At 34.2% G+C, this 18,334-nt stretch carries 15 protein-coding genes; 4 read left to right on the top strand and 11 right to left on the bottom strand.

What is annotated here, in order from left to right:
* Positions 1 to 29 precede the first annotated feature (29 nt).
* Entirely contained in the window at positions 30 to 1,784 is a 1,755-nt protein-coding gene (locus ACHRVZ_RS16545; protein WP_395423969.1) for an ABC transporter ATP-binding protein, read from the bottom strand.
* Positions 1,785 to 1,869: 85 nt separating this feature from the next.
* The gene (gene truA / locus ACHRVZ_RS16550) at positions 1,870 to 2,604 is read right to left on the bottom strand and encodes a tRNA pseudouridine(38-40) synthase TruA (protein ID WP_395423970.1); all 735 of its coding nucleotides are present in this window, start codon (positions 2,602 to 2,604) and stop codon (positions 1,870 to 1,872) included.
* A gap of 454 nt (positions 2,605 to 3,058) precedes the next feature.
* Between truA and ACHRVZ_RS16555 the strand changes: the two genes are divergently transcribed.
* Both ACHRVZ_RS16555 and ACHRVZ_RS16560 read left to right on the top strand, forming a co-directional pair.
* Positions 3,059 to 4,975 carry an SPFH domain-containing protein gene (locus ACHRVZ_RS16555; RefSeq protein WP_395423972.1) on the top strand — a complete coding sequence of 639 codons (1,917 nt, stop codon included), beginning with the start codon at positions 3,059 to 3,061 and terminating at the stop codon, positions 4,973 to 4,975.
* A gap of 239 nt (positions 4,976 to 5,214) precedes the next feature.
* Positions 5,215 to 5,709, top strand: coding sequence for a metallophosphoesterase family protein (locus ACHRVZ_RS16560; RefSeq protein ID WP_395423974.1), 495 nt, complete (start codon positions 5,215 to 5,217; stop codon positions 5,707 to 5,709).
* Positions 5,710 to 5,716: 7 nt separating this feature from the next.
* Here the strand turns inward: ACHRVZ_RS16560 and ACHRVZ_RS16565 are convergent, their stop codons facing one another.
* The 3 genes from ACHRVZ_RS16565 to ACHRVZ_RS16575 form a co-directional block, all read right to left on the bottom strand.
* The gene (locus ACHRVZ_RS16565) at positions 5,717 to 6,625 is read right to left on the bottom strand and encodes a sensor histidine kinase (protein ID WP_395423976.1); all 909 of its coding nucleotides are present in this window, start codon (positions 6,623 to 6,625) and stop codon (positions 5,717 to 5,719) included.
* Positions 6,626 to 6,664: 39 nt separating this feature from the next.
* On the bottom strand, positions 6,665 to 7,327 hold the full coding sequence (locus tag ACHRVZ_RS16570; protein ID WP_395423977.1) for a response regulator: 663 nt from the start codon (positions 7,325 to 7,327) through the stop codon (positions 6,665 to 6,667).
* Positions 7,328 to 7,475: 148 nt separating this feature from the next.
* Entirely contained in the window at positions 7,476 to 7,892 is a 417-nt protein-coding gene (locus tag ACHRVZ_RS16575; protein ID WP_395423979.1) for a DUF4293 domain-containing protein, read from the bottom strand.
* 182 nt (positions 7,893 to 8,074) lie between these two features.
* Between ACHRVZ_RS16575 and rho the strand changes: the two genes are divergently transcribed.
* Positions 8,075 to 9,943, top strand: coding sequence for a transcription termination factor Rho (gene rho, locus ACHRVZ_RS16580; RefSeq protein WP_395423980.1), 1,869 nt, complete (start codon positions 8,075 to 8,077; stop codon positions 9,941 to 9,943).
* A 216-nt stretch (positions 9,944 to 10,159) separates the two neighbouring features.
* On the opposite strand, the gene ACHRVZ_RS16585 is transcribed toward rho, so the two are convergent.
* The 4 genes from ACHRVZ_RS16585 to ACHRVZ_RS16600 form a co-directional block, all read right to left on the bottom strand.
* Positions 10,160 to 11,176 (bottom strand): M28 family peptidase, encoded by a 1,017-nt coding sequence (locus ACHRVZ_RS16585; protein ID WP_395423982.1) that lies wholly within the window; start codon positions 11,174 to 11,176, stop codon positions 10,160 to 10,162.
* Positions 11,177 to 11,181: 5 nt separating this feature from the next.
* Positions 11,182 to 12,183, bottom strand: coding sequence for a DUF3667 domain-containing protein (locus tag ACHRVZ_RS16590; protein ID WP_395423984.1), 1,002 nt, complete (start codon positions 12,181 to 12,183; stop codon positions 11,182 to 11,184).
* Between the two features lie 51 nt (positions 12,184 to 12,234).
* A complete protein-coding gene (locus ACHRVZ_RS16595; RefSeq protein WP_395423986.1) occupies positions 12,235 to 13,008 on the bottom strand; it encodes a dienelactone hydrolase family protein in 774 nt (257 codons plus the stop codon).
* 98 nt (positions 13,009 to 13,106) lie between these two features.
* Entirely contained in the window at positions 13,107 to 13,559 is a 453-nt protein-coding gene (locus ACHRVZ_RS16600) for an Lrp/AsnC family transcriptional regulator (RefSeq protein ID WP_395423988.1), read from the bottom strand.
* Between the two features lie 225 nt (positions 13,560 to 13,784).
* Between ACHRVZ_RS16600 and rocD the strand changes: the two genes are divergently transcribed.
* Positions 13,785 to 15,038 carry an ornithine--oxo-acid transaminase gene (gene rocD / locus ACHRVZ_RS16605; protein ID WP_395423990.1) on the top strand — a complete coding sequence of 418 codons (1,254 nt, stop codon included), beginning with the start codon at positions 13,785 to 13,787 and terminating at the stop codon, positions 15,036 to 15,038.
* 298 nt (positions 15,039 to 15,336) lie between these two features.
* Here rocD and ACHRVZ_RS16610 read toward each other — a convergent pair whose 3' ends face one another.
* On the bottom strand, positions 15,337 to 17,274 hold the full coding sequence (locus ACHRVZ_RS16610; RefSeq protein WP_395423992.1) for a family 2A encapsulin nanocompartment cargo protein cysteine desulfurase: 1,938 nt from the start codon (positions 17,272 to 17,274) through the stop codon (positions 15,337 to 15,339).
* Complete coding sequence (locus ACHRVZ_RS16615; RefSeq protein ID WP_041520085.1) at positions 17,258 to 18,178, bottom strand: family 2A encapsulin nanocompartment shell protein; 921 nt, start codon at positions 18,176 to 18,178, stop codon at positions 17,258 to 17,260. Before ACHRVZ_RS16615 ends, ACHRVZ_RS16610 begins: the two co-directional genes overlap by 17 nt.
* Positions 18,179 to 18,334: the final 156 nt, after the last annotated feature.

The raw sequence follows: 18,334 nt of genomic DNA on the forward strand, positions 1-18,334 counted from the left end.
TTTTAAGAATTTTTTTAGCATTTCAAAATCTAATTAGCCACCGAAAATTGTGAGTCGTAGAGGTTTTTGTAGTAACCGTCGACTTTATTCAGTAATTCCTGATGTGTTCCTTGTTCTACAATTAAACCTTTATCCATAACCACAATTTTATCTGCATTTACAATTGTCGCCAGTCTGTGTGCAATAATAATCGAAGTTCTTCCTTTAGTAATCGTTTCGGTCGCACGCTGAATCAATTCTTCAGAATAAGTATCAATTGAAGAAGTAGCTTCGTCTAAAATCAAGATGCTCGGATTACTCACATACGAACGCAAAAACGCAATTAATTGTCGTTGCCCTGACGAAAGCATAACACCACGCTCTTTAACATCAAAATCATAATTATCAGGCAGACTCATAATAAAGTCATGAACACCAATTTTTTTGGCAGCATTTAAAACCTGATCACGTGTAATCTCCGGATTATGCAAAGTAATATTGTTGTAAATCGTATCGGCAAATAAAAATACATCTTGCAAAACCACTGCAATTTGTTTTCGTAAAGAGGCCAAAGTATAGTTCTCAATATTATGACCATCAATAAAAATAGTACCGCTGTTAATCTCGTAAAAACGATTCAATAAATTAATAATTGTTGATTTTCCTGCTCCTGTCGAACCAACAATCGCAATGGTCTGTCCCGCATCTACAGATAAATCAATACCTTTTATAACTTCTTCTTCCGGAATATAACTAAAACGTACGGCTTTAAATTCGATACTTCCATTAAAAACCGGAGCTTCAAGAGTTCCCGTATCCTGAATATGATCCTGCGTATCGATAATATCAAAAACACGATTGGCAGCAATCATTCCTAATTGCATCTCATTGAATTTATCTGCAATCTGACGCAACGGGTTAAAAAGCATTCCTATAAACATGGTATAAGAGAACAAATCTCCAAAAGTTGTAAAATGATCTCCATTTAAGATTTTAAAACCGCCATAAACAACAACTAAACCTAAAGTAATCGAAGAAATAATATCGGCAATTGGAAAAAATATCGAGTTGTATAAAATTGTTTTGATCCAGGCTACACGATGTTTATTATTGATTTCTTTAAAGTTTTCGGCTTCTACTTTTTCACGGTTAAAAAGCTGTACAATTTTCATTCCTGTAACGCGTTCCTGTACAAAAGAGTTCATATTGGCAATTTGCGTACGAACTTCCTCAAAAGCAACCTGCATTTTACGCTGAAAAATTCTAGTGATATAAACCAAAATTGGCATTGCAACGACCACAATCCATGTTAATTTCCAATTCATGTAAAACATAAAAATCAGTACGACAAGCATTTTCATCAAGTCGCTTATAATCATGAACAAACCTTGACTAAAAATACGCGCGATCGATTCAATATCAGATACAGATCTGGTTACCAATTGCCCCACCGGAACCAAATCAAAATACTTCATTCTAAAGCTCAAAATATGTTTGAAAAGTTTCGTACGAATGTCTTTTACAATATCCTGCCCAAGCCAGTTCGCCCAATACACAAAGTAAAACTGAGAGAAAACTTCAAACAAAAGAACAACGCCCATTAAAACAATGTACATTAATAAACCCTCTTTATCGTGAGTTTTTATGTATCCGTCAACCGTTTGTTTTAATAAGTAAGGACGAAGTGCGGCAAAAATCGACAACGAAACTGCAAAAACAATAACGCCGTAATAACGCCATTTATAAGGTTTAGTATAAGTTAAAATTCGTTTGAATAATCCGGTATCAAATGCTTTTGCTTTCATTTATTTTTTTATATGCTTTAAGCAATAGGCTTTAGGCGATAGGCAAAAACTTTAAAGCTTAATGCCTACAGCTGATAGCTTATAGCTATATATAGTCGTAATCAATTTCGGTTAAATATAATCCGTGTGCCGGTACCGAAAAACCAGCTTTTTCTCTGCTCTTGCTAGCTATAATATTTTCAAAATCGGCCAAAGAAATTTTATGTAAACCTATGTTTACTAAAGTTCCAACAATAGAGCGAACCATGTTTCTTAAGAATCTATTTGCCGAAATGGTAAAAACCAGCTTGCTGTTTTCCTGTTTCCAGTAGGCTTCAAAAATCGTGCAATCAAACGTGTTGACATCTGTATTTACTTTCGAAAAACACTGAAAATCGGTATGTTTTAGTAAAATTTTCGCCGCTTCATTCATCAAAGCTACATCTAATTTTTGATTAAAATACCAGCTCAATTCCTGCAAAAATGGATTTTTAACAGTATTGATATGATATTCATACGTTCTTTTAGTAGCGTCAAATCGGCAATGGGCATCATCTTTAACCAAAATAATATCAAAAATGGCAATATCCTTTGGTAAATACGAATTCAGTTTATGCACTAAATTCGAAACATCAAGAGAAGTTTCAACATCAAAATGGCCATACATTTCCTGTGCATGAACGCCTGTATCAGTTCTTCCGGCACCCATTACATTTATAGGAGTATTCAATAAAACTGAAAGAGCTTTGTTTAAAGTTTCCTGGACAGAAGATGCGTTAGGCTGAAATTGCCAACCGTGATAATGTGTTCCGTTATATGCAAATTGAATAAAATATCTCATTTGAAGGTGCAGAGGTTCTAGGGCGCAAAGGTACAAAAAAAAGTTGCTAAGGTTCTAAGGTACTTAGATTCTAAGGTTTTTATGCTTAATGAATCTTAGAGAAGCACAGTAGTGCTACTCTAGGCAGATTAGTAAATTGCATAATCTCGTAAACTAAAAGATCTTTGACTAATTGAAAAAATAATTAATTACATTAAAATAATATTCAGGATATAAAAACTTAGAGTCTTAGCTTCTCAGAACCTTAGAACCTCTAAAAAGAACTGTTAACGTCTAAAATACCAATCATAGTTTGTTCAGCAAAAAATCGTGTCAGAAATTGACAATTCCAACGATTTAACTCAAGCATTTTTTTAACATTATTTGCAAAAAATCGGCAAATGTTAATTTTGATAATATTTTATTTTAACAGGAAATATTTAGATTATGTTTGTAGTCTAATATACCAGAAACTATGAATGAAATTACTTCTTATTGGTGGATAATTTTAATCTTATTCTCCATTGTTTTTTACAAATTTATTTTGCGCGTTTTCTTCGGAATGGTAATGGTTCCTGAAGATAAAATTGGTTTAGTAACCAAAAAATTCGTTTTGTTTGGAGCCGATAAATCGCTGCCGGATGGTCGTATCATAGCGACAAAAGGAGAAGCAGGTTATCAGGCAAAAACGCTTGCCCCGGGTTTATACTGGGGAATGTGGATCTGGCAATATTCTATCGATATGTCGGGATTTACAGTTATTCCTGAAGGGAAAATTGGTTTGGTTTTAAGTAAAGACGGGCAGGAAATTCCAACGGGACGAATCCTGGCTCGAAAAGTAGACAGTGATAATTTTCAGGACGCTACTTTTTTCTTAAACAATGGCGGACAAAAAGGACGTCAGACTGCTTTTATTACTACAGGTTCGTATCGTATTAATACGTTCTTGTTTGAAATTGTAATTGCTGATCAGATTAAGATTTACGAAAACATGATTGGTATCGTGACAGCACTTGACGGAGAGCCAATTCCACAAGGACAAATTGCCGGTAAATTCGTCGAAGGTCATAATAACTTTCAGGATTTTGATAAATTCTTAGAGCATGGCGGAAATCGTGGTTTGCAGCCTCAGGTTATGTTGGCAGGATCGTACTACATTAATACATGGGGAATTTTAATCGAACAAAATCCAATGACAGATGTACCTATTGGATATGTTGGAGTTGTAATTTCGTACATTGGAGAAGACGGACAAGATGTAACAGGCGATACTTTTAAACACGGAAATATCGTTTCAAAAGGACAGCGTGGTGTTTGGATGGAACCTTTTGGACCAGGAAAATATGCGTTGAATAAATACACGACAAAGCTTGAGCCGGTTCCAACAACCAACTTGGTTTTGAACTGGGCAAATGCCAGAAGCGAATCGCATGATTTAGATAAAAATCTTTCGACAATTACAGTTCGTTCAAAAGACGGTTTCCCGTTTAATCTGGATGTAGCGCAAATTATTCACGTTCCCGCGGCAGAAGCTCCAAAAGTAATTGCTCGTTTTGGAAGTATGAATAACTTAGTTTCTCAGGTTTTAGAACCTACAATTGGTAACTATTTTAGAAACTCGGCTCAGGATAGTGATGTAATTTCGTTTTTATCTACAAGAAAAGAGCGTCAGGAATCAGCTAAAAATCATATCAAATTAGTACTTGACGAATATAACGTAAACGCAGTTGATACTTTGATTGGAGATATTGTTCCGCCAGATTCATTGATGAAAACTTTAACGGACAGGAAATTAGCCGAGGAAGAGCAAAAAACGTATCAAACTCAAAGAATGGCGCAAGAACAACGTCAGGGAATGGAGAAAGAAACGGCGATTGCAGATATGCAGAAAGAAATTGTTCGTGCTTCGCAAAGTGTTGAAATTGCTCAACGTACTGCGGATGCAACAGTTAAGAAAGCAGAAGGAGATGCAACCAGTTTGAAGCTGAATGTAAACGCTGAAGCCGAAGCAACAAAAATGCGTGCCAATGCAGAAGCAGAAGCTACAAAAGCAAGAGCGGGAGCACAGGCCGAAGCAACAAAACTGAATGCAAGTGCAGAAGCAGAAAGAATTTCAAAAACCGGTTTGGCCGAAGCAGAGAAAATTATGGCAATTGGTAAATCAACTGCAGAGTCATATCAACTTCAGGTTAGTGCGATGGGTGGTGACAACTTTACGCGATATAAAGTAACCGAAGAAATTGGTAAAGGAAATATCAAAGTAATTCCGGATGTTTTAATTTCCGGAAACGGTGGTTCTGATGGTTCTATCAGCGGTTTGCTAGGATTAAAATTAATGGAAATGATGGATACAAAGGATTCTAAAGATTTAAAAAATCCGAAGAAACAGTAGTTGTCAGCGTATTTAAATACCTAACAGGTCTCCAAGATCTGTTAGGTATGAATTCTAGATGAGGGATAAATAATAATACCTAACAGGTTTTTAAAACCTGTTAGGATAGAAATCCGATTTGCGAAAGCAGATCGGATTTTTTTGTTAAAATCTTAGCAACTTAGCACCTCAAAACCTTAGCGCCTTTAAAAAAAACCTTTGTACCTTTGCACCTCTAAGTCTTTGCACCTTTAAAAAAAATGAAAAAAATTCTCCTCCTTTCCGATACACACAGCCATATTGATGATACGATTTTAAAATATGTAAATCAAGCTGATGAAGTTTGGCATGCGGGAGATATTGGAGATCTGAATGTTACCGATACAATCAAAAAGCTAAAACCTTTACGTTGCGTTTATGGAAATATCGACGATGCACAAGCAAGATTAGAATTCCCATTACATAACCGTTTTTTGTGCGAGAATGTTTCGGTTTGGATTACACATATTGGTGGTTATCCAGGTAAGTATAATCCAGCGATTAGAGAAGAAATGGCTGCAAATCCTCCCAAATTATTTATTTGCGGACATTCGCATATTTTGAAAGTGATGTTTGATAAAAAAAATAATCTATTACACATGAATCCCGGAGCCGCAGGAAAAAGCGGATTTCATCAAGTTCGAACCATGTTACGATTTGTAATTGATGATGATAAAATAAAAGATTTAGAAATTGTTGAAATAGGGAAGAAGTAATTTCCGCTTAATGAGGAAGAGGTACCAGAATTTTAATCGAAGTTCCCTCATTAGATTTTGAGTTGATAGAAATACTTCCCTTGTACTTTTTGATTCGGGCTCTAATTCGGTTCAAGCCAAAACCTTCAGCTTGATTTCTTTTTTCAGATTTAAAGCCTTTTCCATCATCATGAATTATAATGGTAAATTGATTGTCCTTTTCAGAAAGCATAATTTTGGCTTTTCTCGCGCCGCTATGTTTTATGATGTTGTTGAATAGTTCTGTTACAATAAAATAAAGCTTCATTTCGAATTTTTCAATATATCTTTTTTCAGTCGAAATAGTGCTTGAAAATTCGAAGAGAATACTTGAATTAGAGTTTTTCTCACATAAATCTTCTAAAGCATATATCAAACCGAAACGTGCCAAAAGGGTAGGAACCAGGTCGTGCGACATATCACGCAAAAGATCGTGAGCTTCTGCTAATATTGATTTGGCTTTTTGAATTTCTTCTGACTTTATATTATTTTGAGCAGTAAAAGTATTTAGATGTAAACCAACAGAGGATAATAAGGAATTGATATTATCATGTAAAAATGAAGCGATCTTTTTACGTTCAACTTCCTGACTGTCAATTCCGGCATTAATAACATCAAGAAGTATTTTTTGCTTGGTGTCTTTTCGTTTGATTTTTTGTTTTAGTTTATTATTTTGATAAAAAAAATAGAATAAAATAAACAATAGAATTGCCATTACGATTGATAAGCTGACTATTTTTTTAGTTCTAAATTGCAGTTCAAAAGCATTGTTGTTTTTTGAATTTTGTGAAACGGGTATTGAGGTTTCTATTGGCGTTGCATTTTCTTGGTTTAAGTTAATGTTTGCGCTCAGTAAAATAAAAAGAAGAAGTAAAAGGAAGGTTCTGAAAATTGACATAAGAGATTATAAAGTATAAAATGCCTTATTTTAAAAGTTTTAAGGATTTATGAGATTGTTTTTTAAAGCATACTTTACAAGACCAATTGTGTTTTTGGTTTGTAATTTTTTCATGATATTTTTCCGATGAGTTTCGACAGTATTTGTACTGATAAAAAGTAGTTCACTTATTTCTTTACTACTATATTCAAGTGCAATTAAAGAAATGATTTCAACTTCTCGGGCACTTAGAATTGGATTGTCGATATATAGACTTTTATGAAGGTCGGAATTATTGTGAGTAAAACTATTAAAAATCTTTTCCCGTACAGCATCGCAAAAATATTCCTGACCTTGATAAACGGCTTCAATAGCTTCGATGATATTCTCGCCGGCACATTTTTTAGTGAGATAACCTTTTGCGCCCAATTTCATTACTTCTTTAATGATTTTTAAATCATCATAACTGGAAAGAATGATTATTTTACAAGGATGATCTTTTTGATTAAATTCTTTCAGTACTTCGATACCATCTTTTTTTTGCATACTAATATCTAAAACTAAGATATCGGCGCTGTTTAAAATGATATCATCATAAATAGTGACTCCATCCTGAGAGTTACCAACGACTTCAAAATTTATAACCGTCTGTAGTAAGTTGGTAAGCCCATCAATAAGTACTTGGTGGTCATCGGCAAGATGTATCCTTATTTTTTGTTTCATGATTGTTTTTGGTGCTGAACGCAAAAATATAAATGAATTATCCTACGGAGTTACCCATATAAGGTTAATTTATATCTATATAAGGCACAAAAAAACCCGAATTTTATAATTCGGGTTCTCTTCGCACAAAAAACTTAAGTTTATAGGTCTATCTCAAACGATCTACAGATTTTACAAGATCTTCATCCTTTTTGATGGCCTTATTAGCTAAAACTAATAATACGATAGCAACAATAGGTAGAAACATCCCAATACCTTTCTCAGACACAACCGATGTTGTATCTCCAGATAAATTTAGAGAACGATATACAAATAATCCTAATAAAATTAAATTTAATATTATGTTCAGTCTGCCCATCACAAACTGATTTTGTCTTTTTTTGTATGAAATAATACTAATGGTGGTAAGCATCGTACTTAAACCAACAATTACAGTATAAATTGGATCTTGATTAAAATAGAATAGTGCTCCTGTTTTTAATGTCCATAAAGGAAAAAAAAGCATCAAAACACTTGTTGCTATAAATGCAAGAATTAAATAAACTGTTTGAATTCGTTGTATCATGGTCTAAAATTGTTTTACAAAAATATATTTTCTTTTTTTAAAATACTATTGTATGATTAAATTTTATTCGTATTATTGCATCATAATACCGTAAGCACTTCATACTGCGGGCAATTGAAAAAAAATATCTACCTATTCTTTTTACAGTATTTCCTTAAAATAATTAAATTCATAGAACATTCATGTTTGATATTTCTGCATTAAAAGAAATGAAGCTTGCTGAGCTTCAAGAAATAGCTAAGTTAGCTAAAACTATAAAGTTTAATGGCGTTAAAAAAGAGACTTTAATTAGTCAGATTTTAGCACATCAAGAAGCGACTGTAGCGCCGCCAGTTAATGTTGTGGCTGATACTGCGGAAGATGATAAACCCAAAAGAGCCAGAATAGTTCCTGCAAAAAAAGTGGCTATTTCAAAAAGTGCTCCTGTTCTAGAATTTGATAAAGTTGAGGAAAATCCTAAGAAAATAGAAGCCCCTGTAGTTTCAGAAAATACTCCAAAAGTGAAAGCTGCTCCGGCTGTTAAAATAGCCCCGGCAGTCAAAACAACTCCGGAAGCAGAGGAAACTCAAGAAAATAAGGAAGTAGAGAAAAAGGGACCGAAAATTGTAAAGTTTAATAAATCAGCTTACGAGAAAAAAGTTGCTTTACAAAAAGAAAAAGAAGCTTCAAAAGAAGGAGTTTCTGAAGAAGTTGGAGAAAATAGTACTCCGGCTGCAACTGCTGAAACAGAAAAAAAGGAAATCGTTGAAAAAGCAGAAGTTTCTGCTCCGGTAAAAAAGATAAATCCGAATCAAAATAAAAACCAAAACCCGAATCCAAATCCAAATCAGAATCCAAATCAGAATCCAAATCAAAATGGGAATGGAAACGGAAATGTGAATCAAAATCCAAATCATAAAAATAAAAAAAATAATTTCAGAGATTCAGACTTTGAGTTTGATGGAATTATTGAAAGTGAAGGTGTTCTTGAAATGATGCCTGACGGTTACGGATTCTTACGTTCATCAGATTATAATTATTTAGCTTCTCCAGATGATATTTATTTATCAACTTCACAAATTAGATTGTTTGGTCTTAAAACCGGAGATACAGTAAAAGGAGTTGTTCGTCCTCCTAAAGAAGGCGAAAAGTTTTTCCCGCTAGTTCGTGTACTAAAAATTAATGGTCACGATCCGCAAGTAGTTCGCGATAGAGTTTCTTTTGAACACTTGACACCCGTTTTCCCTTCTGAAAAATTTAAATTGGCCGAAAAAGGCAGTTCAGTTTCAACACGTATTATTGATTTATTTTCTCCAATAGGAAAAGGTCAGCGTGGTATGATTGTCGCGCAGCCAAAAACGGGTAAAACAATGTTGTTAAAAGACATTGCAAATGCGATTGCTGCTAATCATCCTGAAGTATATCTTATTGTTCTTTTGATTGATGAGCGTCCTGAAGAGGTTACAGATATGCAGCGTAGTGTTCGTGGTGAGGTTATTGCTTCAACTTTTGATAGAGAACCACAAGAACACGTGAAAATTGCCAATATCGTTCTTGAAAAAGCAAAACGTTTGGTAGAATGTGGGCATGACGTAGTTATCCTGTTAGATTCGATTACACGTTTGGCAAGAGCTTATAATACGGTTCAGCCTGCATCAGGAAAAGTTTTAAGTGGTGGTGTTGATGCCAATGCATTACAAAAACCAAAACGTTTCTTTGGAGCTGCAAGAAATGTAGAAAACGGTGGTTCGTTAAGTATTATCGCAACTGCATTGACTGAAACTGGTTCTAAAATGGATGAGGTTATCTTTGAAGAATTTAAAGGTACAGGTAACATGGAATTACAATTGGATCGTAAGATTGCAAACAAACGTATTTTCCCAGCTATCGATCTTACTTCATCAAGTACACGTCGTGATGATTTATTATTGGACGAAAAAACATTACAAAGAATGTGGATTATGCGTAAATATCTATCAGATATGAACCCGGTAGAATCTATGGATTTTGTAAACGAACGTTTCAAGAAAACCAGAAACAACGAAGAGTTTTTGATTTCTATGAATGACTAAGAAGAGGTACAAAGGTTCAAAGTTGCAAAGGGACTAAGGTTTTTTTACTTTGAGATTATATACTATAAAAAAAGGGATGAGTTTTAAAACTCATCCCTTTTTTGGTTTTGATAATATTTAATTATTTTGTTTTCTTAAAGTTGGTACTTAGAAGTAAGAATCACAGAACCTTCGAAAAGAAAACCTCTGAACCTTTGTCCCTTTGCAACTTTGAATCTATTTCTTATCAACTACAGGTCTATTCTCTCTATTAGCTAGATCCCAAGCGATAACGAATGCCAATTGAGTTCTCTTTGTTAGAGCATCATATTCGATTTTTTCTGGTTCGTCGCCTTTTTGGTGGTAATCTTCATGAACTCCATTGAAGAAGAAAACAGAAGGAATACCATGTTTTGCAAAGTTATAATGGTCAGAACGCTCATAGAAATGATTTGGATCTTTAGGATCATTAAATTTAAAATCTAAATCTAATTTGGTGTATTTTTCGTTTTGAGCTACTACAATATTGTGTAAATCTGAAGATAATCTATCTGCACCAATTACATAAACATAATTGTTTGTTTTGGCATGTTCTACATCACGACGACCAATCATATCGATGTTGATATCTGTAATAGTGTTCGCGATAGGGAACAATGGATTTTCAGAGTAATAACGTGATCCGTGCAAACCATGCTCTTCGCCAGTAACGTGAAGGAATAAAATAGAACGTTTTGGTCCGTGTCCTTCTTTTTTGGCTTTTGCAAATGCTTTAGCCATTTCGATTACTGCTACAGTTCCGGAACCGTCATCGTCAGCTCCATTATACACTTCACCATTTTTTATACCTACGTGATCATAATGTGCTGAGATTACTAACACTTCATCTGGTTTTTCAGAACCTTCAATATAGGCCCAGATATTCTCAGAATCAGGTAAATTCTCATTGCGTTTTGCGTTAAGGAAAGATGCAGGGATACGTTGGTAGTAGTCTGTCGCTCCTTTTGGGAAAGAGATTCCATTTTTCTTGTATTGCTCAATCATATAAAGACCGGCTTTCTTTTGTCCTTTAGATCCGGTTTCACGGCCTTCCATTTCATCAGAAGCGACAACGTATAACATTGTTTTAAGATCTTTTTCGCTAATGGCTTGTATGTATTTACTTGGGTCTGAATTGTCTTTCGACGTAACTGACTGCGTATTTTTACAGGAAAATGCAGAACCAATTAATAATAAGATTACAATTTTTTTCATATTTATTAGTGTAAATTGATGAATGTGTATAACATGTAGAATGTTAGTAAAAATAGGATAAAAAAGAAGTTTATAAAAAATAATGTTACACTTTTAACAAAAGAAACCAACCTTGTTTCTCCGTAAAAACGATGATGCGCCGGATAAAAATAGTAACACATCCAAACTACTCCAACAAAAGTTATAATGTTTGAAATAAAGCTCAACGGACTATCCGGGCCGAATAATCCAAATAATCTGATTGTGATAAATAAAATGAGGAATACAAGCAGCAAAAATGAAAAATAATGGAGTGTAAAAATTCCATGATCAAAATAATACCATTTCTTTTTGTTATGAAAAATCCATAAAAAGAAGGCAAAGAACGGCATTATAATAAAGAGAATTTTGGGTATGTTATGTACAAAAGACTCTATAAATTTTTCAATAATTTGCTTTTTAGTGTTAGTCTCCGTCACGTGGACAGCTTTCTCCTGGATCCAGTATTGAAATTGGTTAAGTTTATCTTCTTCTTTCCCATATTTTTGAACGGAATCGATTTCTTTCATTGTTCTAAAGTGAAAATAGGACTTATCTAGTGTCTTCGACTTTAAATAGGACTTTTCATCCCAGCTTTTTTTCTTTTTTTTATCTACTTTTTCTAAATTTGATGTAATTTCTTTTTCACCTTTTGTCAGGTCCTCAGTTATATTACTTGGAAATAATGCAATTAAAAGAAAGGTTACAAAACTTATAAAAATGTAAAGTCTAACCGGTGCCAAATACGATAAACGTTTTCCTGAAAGATATTCTTTAGTTAAGGTTGAAGGCTTAAAAAGAAGGTTTTTTATTGTTTTCCAGAAAGCATTTTCATAATGCGTCAAATCTTCAAAGAAGTGTATGAACAAATGATGAAATGTTTTTCTGCTGTCTGTATTTTCTTGACCACAATTTGGACAATATTTTTGTTCTACAACGTGCCTGCAATTCAAACAGGTTTTGTCTTTTCTAATCGGACTGTGTGACATTGGTTTATTTAAGTTGGTTTATTTAAGTTGGTTTAATTTTGGTTTTTGATTTTACTTTTTAAGAACTTCATTGAGAAAAAGCTGTAAATGCTCAAAAGATCTTTTTGCAGCAACAGCGTTGTAAGCAGCACCTTTAGAATTGTCGTTTCCGGCTTCAGGATTTGTAAACGAGTGAACGGCATTAGCATAATAAATCATTTGCCAATCGGCTTTTGAATCACGCATTTCCTGTTGAAAAGCAGTGATTTCTGCTGCAGATTCAAAAGGATCATCAGCACCATGACAAACTAAAACTTTTGTGGTAATTGGTTCAACTGCTCTGCTTGAATCTTTGCCTAATCCGCCATGAAACGAAACAACGCCTTTTACATTCAAATGTCCTCGAGCTGCTTCAAGAACTCCAGTTCCCCCAAAACAATAACCTATAGCGACAATATTATCAGGATTTGCGCCCGCTTTTATTAATTCTTGCAAAGCTACATTGATGCGTTTTTGGTAAATTTCGTAGTTATTTTTATAGTAACCAGCTTGTTTTCCTGCTTCAGCGGTATTTTTAGGGTAATTTCCTTCGCCATAAATATCAGCGATGAAAACATTATAGCCTAATTTTGATAAATTCTCAGCAATATCTTTTGATGCTTTATCAATTCCTAACCAAGCCGGCAAAAGTAAAATACCCGGGTTTTGGCTGCTTTTTTTAGCTGCTTTTGCAAACAATCCATTTAATACCAATGAACCATCTGCATATTTTACAGGTTTTAATTGTGCATTTATAGCGTTAGAAAATAAAATAGTAGCGAATAAGAGAATAGCTGAATTTTTCATAGTTTCACAATTTTTAACAAATATCAGAAATAAAATGTTACAAAAAAACCTCGAATTGTAATTATTCGAGGTTTCTTTTTGTTGTTTTTATGAATATTCTATAAAGTGATATTTCGTTTAAATGCACAGCCTAATTCAATAATAGAATCAGTTTTGGCAATACCCGGAATACCATCTATTTTTTCGTAAAGGATTCTTCGCATATGTTCGTGATTCTTTGCGATGATTTTAATGTAAAGTGTAAATGAACCCGTTACATAATAGCATTCTGTAATTTCAGGAATATCCTTTAAGGCCTCAATAATGCGATCAGAATCAGAATCTTTATTCAATGTAATTCCGGTAAAAGAAGCCCAATCATAACCAATTTTTTTTTCCTGAATAATGGGTTTTATACCGCCAATCACACCTTGTTCGATCATTCTGTTAATACGTTGGTGCACCATCGTGTTTGATATTTTCAAATTAGCAGCAATTGCAGAAAATGCCATTCTACCATCTTTTTCTAATTCTTTAATGATGTTTATATCAAATTCGTCTAATGTATCCATTGCTTTAGATTGGTTAATTATTTTCGGATTTATAAAAGTAATTATTTTTTTTAATTAATAAGGAATAAAATCGGCCTCTTGATAATTAAATTGATTTTTTTAAAGCTTTTAAATCGTTGTTTTGACTTTAAAAGTAAAATATAAAGTCAAAACAAGTGATTTATACCTTCTTAATTAATAATTTTTAATACTTTTGTGCTTTGAAAGAATTAAAAGAAATAAATCATGATTCATACTGAAAATAACCTTTCATCAAAATCAGAAGTTTTGATTGAAAAAGAAAATAAATACGGAGCTCATAATTATCATCCACTTCCGGTTGTATTAGAAAGAGGAGAAGGTGTGTATGTTTGGGACGTTGACGGAAAAAAATATTATGATTTTTTATCTGCATATTCTGCCGTAAATCAAGGTCATTGCCATCCAAAAATTGTAAAAGCAATGGTAGATCAGGCACAAAAACTTACTTTGACTTCGCGTGCTTTTTACAATGATAAATTAGGTAATTACGAAGAATTCGTGACCAATTTTTTTGGTTTCGATAAAGTTTTACCAATGAATACAGGTGCTGAAGCGGTAGAAACAGCTCTTAAAGTTTGCCGTAAATGGGCTTATGAAGTAAAAGGTATTCCAGAGAATCAAGCACAGATTATTGTTTGCGAAAATAATTTTCATGGAAGAACAACAACTATTATTTCGTTTTCTAATGATGAAACAGCCCGTAAAAACTTTGGTCCGTTTACAGATGGATTTATAAAAATAGAATACGATAATCTTGAAGCGCTTGAAAAAGCTTTAGAATCATCAAAAAATATTGCAGGATTTTTGGTTGAACCAATTCAGGGAGAAGCCGGAGTTTATGTACCTTCTGAAGGGTATTTAGCGAAAGCAAAAGCGTTGTGTGAGAAACATAATGTTTTGTTTATTGCTGATGAAGTTCAGACAGGAATTGCCCGTACAGGAAAATTATTAGCAGTACATCACGAAAATGTTCAGCCTGATATTTTAATTTTAGGAAAAGCAATTTCTGGCGGAGTTTATCCCGTTTCGGCAGTTTTGTGTAATAATGAAATTATGAATGTTATTAAGCCAGGTCAACACGGATCTACTTTTGGCGGAAATCCTGTTGCTGCTGCTGTTGCAATTGCTGCACTTGAAGTAATTAAAGAAGAGAATCTTGCTGAAAATGCGGAACGTTTAGGAATCATTTTAAGAAAAGGTTTAAATGAAATTGCTGAAAGAAATAATCTAATCACATTGGTTCGTGGTAAAGGATTGTTGAATGCGATTGTTATTAATTGTGGTGAAGATTCAGATCTGGCTTGGGAAATTTGTCTAAGATTTAAAGACAACGGATTATTGGCAAAACCAACTCACGGAAACAAAATCAGGTTAGCACCGCCATTGGTTATGACTGAAGCTCAAATTCAGGAATGTCTTGAAATTATTGAGAAGTCATTAAATGATTTTAGAGATTAAACATTTTTCACGCAGATCTAGCAGACTACGCAGATTTTATTTAATCTTTTTAATCCTATAATCTGTGGCATAAAACAGATAGCTACGTTTGTTTAAATAAATGAAATGCCTTTTTTTAAGTTTACAGAATCTATGATTCTATGTGTTTAAAAAAATGACATCATTATTTTACTTATCTTTATTATATAAAAAGGCGACTGTAGTTAAACAATCGCCTTCTGGTTATAATTACTTAAAATATCAAAAAAAGTAACTATTTCTTTGAGCCAATGCATCAAGTGCATTGGCTCATTTTATTTTAAACTCTCACTTTTTTAAGTTCCCAAAGGGTTTTAATAAAAGTATCAACGTCTTGTGTCGTATTATAAAATGCCAAAGAGGGACGAACAGTAGTTTCGACTCCCATTCTTCTCAAAATAGGTTGCGCACAATGATGTCCGGTTCTAACGGCAACACCTTCTTTATTTAAAGCCTGACCAACCTGATCGTTAGAATATCCTTGCAGATTAAAAGAAAGTACACTTGCTTTATTAGCAGCAGTTCCTATCAATCGAACACCCGGAATCTCTCTTAGCAGTTTTGTGGCATAATCCAGTAATTGATGTTCATATTGACCAATGTTTTCGATTCCAAGTTTGGTTACATAATCGATTGCTGCACCAAGACCAATAGCGTCTGCAATGTTTCCGGTTCCTGCCTCAAAACGATTGGGTGCTTTGTGGTATTTTATTTCCTCAAAAGTTACATCCTGAATCATGTTTCCGCCAGATTGATAAGGCTGCATTTCGTTTAGTAAATCTTCTTTTCCGTATAAAGCGCCAATTCCTGTTGGACCAAAAAGTTTATGGCCAGAAAAAACAAGCCAATCCGGATTTAAATTCTGAACATCAACTTTCATATGCGAAACAGATTGTGCTCCATCTATTAAAACTTTTGCACCAACAGCACGTGCCATTTCTACAATTCGTTTTGCAGGAGTTACCGTTCCAAGTGCATTTGAAACTTGAGTGAAAGCAACCAAACGAGTTTTAGAATTCAGCAATTTAGCATATTCATCCAACAAGATTTGACCGTCGTCATCAACTGGAATTACTCTTAGTTTTAAACCTTTTTTATCTGCCAAACGTTTCCACGGAACAATATTAGCGTGATGTTCCAAATTACTTACAATAATTTCGTCGCCAGAATTGAGGTTTTGATCGCCCCAGGTACACGCCACTAAATTGATACCTTCCGTAGCACCTCGAACAAACACAATCTCATTTACCGAAGCAGCATTCAAAAACGTTTTTACCTTTTCGCGAGCAGCTTCATAAGCGTCAGATGCGCGAGCAGCTAATTCATGTGCAGCACGATGAATATTCGAATTTTCATGTTCGTAGAAATAAGCAATACGATCAATAACCGATTGTGGTTTTTGAGTTGTTGCTGCATTATCAAACCAAACTAAAGGTTTGCCATTTACGGTTTCTCTTAATATCGGGAAATCTTTTTTAATGAGATTTGCATCAAAAGGAGCACTTGTAAGGTGGCTAAATCCTTGTGGTTCAAAAGTCTTTCCTACTGCTAGATTGGCATTTTTCTGATCAAAAGCAAACGGATTTTGATCTAAAAAATAATACGAATTTCCAGTTTCATTTCCGTTTAACGGAAAATCTACACGCTTTGTAAAATGCGTATCAACAAACGAAAGTGCTACTTTTAACTCGGATTCAAAAGAAGAATTTTCAGATTGAAAAGGCAAATACTCATTATTTAAAAGCAATTGCGAAAAAAATGATTCTTCACTCAATTGCGGAGCTCCTCCATTTTTTAGATTAATATCCTGAAATCCCGTATGAGGATTATTTAGATTTAAGTTGTTGTCTTCCTGAACACCAGATGACGTTACTCCGCTTTGAGGATTAAATCCTGCACCCGCATTTGGGTACAGAGCAGAAGCTCCCGAACCGTAATTGGCCACAGACGGTGATGCTCCAAAACCACTAAATGCTGGCGAAGCAATAGGTGAACTTGCTGCATTTTGCGATGAAATTGGATTTTCGGCACCGCTGTTTAAATTACCGGATTGCAAAAACGTTTCGGCAATCTTTGTGGCACGCGGATGTTCAGTTCGATCAGGACTTAACGAAATTTCCTTCGGAAACTCATTAGGTAAAGTCTTGAACAATTCGTTGGCCAAAAGCTGCAAATCGTCAATGTTGGGTAAACCGTTGTTGTTAGTATTTATACTCATGATACTTACCTATTTCTACATCTTCTAAAACGGCTATAGCATCGTCTACAAGTATTGCTAATGAGCAATAAAGAGATACGAGATAAGATGCAATTGCTTTTTCATTTATTCCCATAAAACGAACAGATAAACCTGGAGACTGTTCTCCTTGTAAACCCGGTTGAATAAGTCCGATTACACCTTGACGGCTTTCGCCTGTGCGTAATAAAATGATTTTTGATTTGCCGTTTACGATTGGTAATTTATCTGATGGAATAAGCGGAATTCCTCTCCATGTTAAAAATTGAGATCCAAACAAAGATGTAGTAGGAGGTGGTACACCACGACGCGTACATTCGCGTCCAAAAGCGGCAATTGCTAAAGGATGCAATAAAAAGAACCCCGGTTCTTTCCATACTTTTGTTAATAATTCGTCTAAATCATCTGGAGTTGGTGCGCCCGTTCTGGTTTTAATAATTTGCGATTTTGCAACATTACTTAGTAAACCATAATCTTTGTTGTTGATCAATTCGCTTTCCTGACGTTCTTTAATGGTTTCGATCGCCAAACGAAGTTGCTCCGAAATTTGATTGTATGGTTTACTGTACAAGTCAGAAACACGCGTATGTACTTCGACAATAGTTTGAACTGCTGCAAGATTGTACTCTCTGGGATTATCAATGTAATCAACAAAAGTGTTTGGAAGAACTCTTTCGTCTCTTGCAGAACAATCTACTTCAATGTGACTTCCGTCTTTTACTTTATTCAAACGAAATACGCCCGATTCAACCGGAGTCCAATGCAAAAGATGTGTTAGCCAACGTGGTGAAATTGTTCCGATTTGTGGCACTGTACGTGTTGCAATCGCCAGTTGTCTTGCTGCAACATCTCCTAATGCCGTTTGTTGTTGTTTAGAATCCGCCATGATTTAATGGTTTTTAAGGTTATTTTTTGGTTATAATATTTTATAAGTTTCTTTTAAAAAGAAAATCTTGTTCTATAGTAAATTTATGATTTTAATAAAAGCGACCGAAATAATTGCGCTTTATTTTACTGTAAAATTATTTGTAAATTGCTGTAT

This window comes from Flavobacterium sp. FlaQc-57, assembly GCF_044007395.1.
Classification (GTDB): Bacteria; Bacteroidota; Bacteroidia; order Flavobacteriales; family Flavobacteriaceae; genus Flavobacterium.

What these genes read in the sequence shown, in the direction of transcription:
- ACHRVZ_RS16545 (WP_395423969.1), bottom strand. Translation starts at nt 1,784, where the DNA reads ATGAAAGCAAAAGCATTTGATACCGGATTATTCAAACGAATTTTAACT.
- truA (WP_395423970.1), bottom strand. Translation starts at nt 2,604, where the DNA reads ATGAGATATTTTATTCAATTTGCATATAACGGAACACATTATCACGGT.
- ACHRVZ_RS16555 (WP_395423972.1), top strand. Translation starts at nt 3,059, where the DNA reads ATGAATGAAATTACTTCTTATTGGTGGATAATTTTAATCTTATTCTCC.
- ACHRVZ_RS16560 (WP_395423974.1), top strand. Translation starts at nt 5,215, where the DNA reads ATGAAAAAAATTCTCCTCCTTTCCGATACACACAGCCATATTGATGAT.
- ACHRVZ_RS16565 (WP_395423976.1), bottom strand. Translation starts at nt 6,625, where the DNA reads ATGTCAATTTTCAGAACCTTCCTTTTACTTCTTCTTTTTATTTTACTG.
- ACHRVZ_RS16570 (WP_395423977.1), bottom strand. Translation starts at nt 7,327, where the DNA reads ATGAAACAAAAAATAAGGATACATCTTGCCGATGACCACCAAGTACTT.
- ACHRVZ_RS16575 (WP_395423979.1), bottom strand. Translation starts at nt 7,892, where the DNA reads ATGATACAACGAATTCAAACAGTTTATTTAATTCTTGCATTTATAGCA.
- rho (WP_395423980.1), top strand. Translation starts at nt 8,075, where the DNA reads ATGTTTGATATTTCTGCATTAAAAGAAATGAAGCTTGCTGAGCTTCAA.
- ACHRVZ_RS16585 (WP_395423982.1), bottom strand. Translation starts at nt 11,176, where the DNA reads ATGAAAAAAATTGTAATCTTATTATTAATTGGTTCTGCATTTTCCTGT.
- ACHRVZ_RS16590 (WP_395423984.1), bottom strand. Translation starts at nt 12,183, where the DNA reads ATGTCACACAGTCCGATTAGAAAAGACAAAACCTGTTTGAATTGCAGG.
- ACHRVZ_RS16595 (WP_395423986.1), bottom strand. Translation starts at nt 13,008, where the DNA reads ATGAAAAATTCAGCTATTCTCTTATTCGCTACTATTTTATTTTCTAAC.
- ACHRVZ_RS16600 (WP_395423988.1), bottom strand. Translation starts at nt 13,559, where the DNA reads ATGGATACATTAGACGAATTTGATATAAACATCATTAAAGAATTAGAA.
- rocD (WP_395423990.1), top strand. Translation starts at nt 13,785, where the DNA reads ATGATTCATACTGAAAATAACCTTTCATCAAAATCAGAAGTTTTGATT.
- ACHRVZ_RS16610 (WP_395423992.1), bottom strand. Translation starts at nt 17,274, where the DNA reads ATGAGTATAAATACTAACAACAACGGTTTACCCAACATTGACGATTTG.
- ACHRVZ_RS16615 (WP_041520085.1), bottom strand. Translation starts at nt 18,178, where the DNA reads ATGGCGGATTCTAAACAACAACAAACGGCATTAGGAGATGTTGCAGCA.